This is a genomic window from Dickeya chrysanthemi NCPPB 402 (genome assembly GCF_000406105.1).
In the GTDB taxonomy this organism is placed as follows: domain Bacteria; phylum Pseudomonadota; class Gammaproteobacteria; order Enterobacterales; family Enterobacteriaceae; genus Dickeya; species Dickeya chrysanthemi.
In genome coordinates this window covers 1-1,499 of the sequence record NZ_AOOA01000073.1, presented here as the reverse complement: position 1 = coordinate 1,499, position 1,499 = coordinate 1, and the positions used below count along the sequence as shown (strand labels likewise).

General features: G+C 30.4%; 3 protein-coding genes. All 3 read left to right on the top strand.

Annotated elements, in window-relative coordinates:
- The first annotated feature begins 106 nt into the window (after positions 1-106).
- From DCH402_RS22825 to DCH402_RS20870, 3 genes are read left to right on the top strand one after another with little or no spacing between them, the layout of a single operon-like run.
- Positions 107-520 (top strand): hypothetical protein, encoded by a 414-nt coding sequence (locus DCH402_RS22825; protein ID WP_200864846.1) that lies wholly within the window; start codon positions 107-109, stop codon positions 518-520.
- 46 nt (positions 521-566) lie between these two features.
- Positions 567-1,292, top strand: a complete 726-nt coding sequence (locus DCH402_RS22820) for an HNH endonuclease (protein WP_019273751.1) — start codon at positions 567-569, stop codon at positions 1,290-1,292.
- 12 nt (positions 1,293-1,304) lie between these two features.
- A complete protein-coding gene (locus tag DCH402_RS20870; protein WP_200864845.1) occupies positions 1,305-1,478 on the top strand; it encodes a hypothetical protein in 174 nt (57 codons plus the stop codon).
- Positions 1,479-1,499: the final 21 nt, after the last annotated feature.

The window sequence follows — 1,499 nt, the reverse complement described above, 5'->3', positions numbered from 1 at the left end:
TGAGGAAGTGGCGAAGGTTAAGGGGAGTTATACTGGGAAGTATTTGAAGGTGGTTTTTAGGATAATTTTCAGATTACTGAAAAATGATATTTCATAGAGGTTAAAAATGATTGAATGGCGTTTTGATCAAGGTAGATTAGATTATTTTAGATTTGATGAAATTAAAAAAATTGCAAAAGGATTATATGGAATTAATCAATGTCCAAAGCCACGTGCAAAAGATATTGATATTGTAAGATTAAGCCTGACTCAAGAGACAAACTTACCTTTTGCCCCTAACAGTTCACAATATCCAGTTTGGCGTAATTATGGTCGTGTTTTTAAATGTTTGTTACTCGCAACGGAGCATAATGGGTTAATCTGTACTACAGATTTATGTGCCGATTTAGTTCAGAATGATGAAATTAGTTGCGATGATTATTTACTACATTTTGCAACACATTTTTCCTACCCATCACCAGCTTTTTCAGGATATCAACCATCTGAAAATCGGGTTTTCCCTGTTTTTGGCAATTATTAGAGCTTTAATTTCAAAATATAAGGAAACAGGAGTTAATTTTTTGGACATGGATGAAATTATTTACAAAATCGCTAGTAATAATAGTATTACAGGTATTGCTTCTTTTTCATTCTCACAGTTAATTATGAATAAAGAAGCAATTAAATATGATCCTCGTCAAATTAGAGAGTTGGTAAAGTTTATTAGTCAATTCTCTTTTTTGTCTTGGTATGAAAATAAGTTGTTTTTAGATATTACAGATTTTAGTGAACTACATTTATTAGAAAACCAATTTATTGCAGATACACAACCACAAGAAAGATTAGATAGTTTAGAGATAATGAGATTGGGTAAGACAAATAATAATTTCTTATTGATGAATGAAATCGTTTCATTATCTATTGATGATCAGGCGTTTAGTGAGGGTGGTAAAATTAAAGTCACCCATTTAATTACAGAACGTAATAGTATTTTAAGAAAAATCTATTTTAGCAAGACCCAAAATGCACAAATATGTCGCATGTGTGGATTAGATACGCAAAGGAGCTATGAATGGAGCGAACATATCATTGAAGTACACCATCTATTACCACTATCTTCTCCTGTAAGGGTAGAAGATAAAACTACTTCATTAAAAGATTTGGTTGGTATCTGTCCAACCTGTCATCGTGCCACACACAAGTACTATACTTTTTGGCTTAATTTGCACAAGAAAAAAGATTTTGTTAGTTATGAAGAAGCATATCATGTATATGAAGAAGCTAAAAGTAAAGTTAAAAGAATTTATAAATAGATAGGAGTATCTATGTTAATACCGCAAACCTCTTTATTTGACCAAGAAAATAATAGAATTATTTCACAAAGAAAATTATTAGAACAAAGTTTATTACAAGGTATTCCATTGAATGAACTAATACGCCAAAATCAAATGAGCTATGATGATTTAATTTATATTCATCATGATAAAAAGCCTTTTTGAAAAGAGAAAGAATTTGGTTCT

Excerpts from the sequence above, each read along its gene's own strand:
- DCH402_RS22820 (WP_019273751.1), top strand. The coding sequence starts at position 567 with ATGGATGAAATTATTTACAAAATCGCTAGTAATAATAGTATTACAGGT.
- DCH402_RS22825 (WP_200864846.1), top strand. The coding sequence starts at position 107 with ATGATTGAATGGCGTTTTGATCAAGGTAGATTAGATTATTTTAGATTT.
- DCH402_RS20870 (WP_200864845.1), top strand. The coding sequence starts at position 1,305 with ATGTTAATACCGCAAACCTCTTTATTTGACCAAGAAAATAATAGAATT.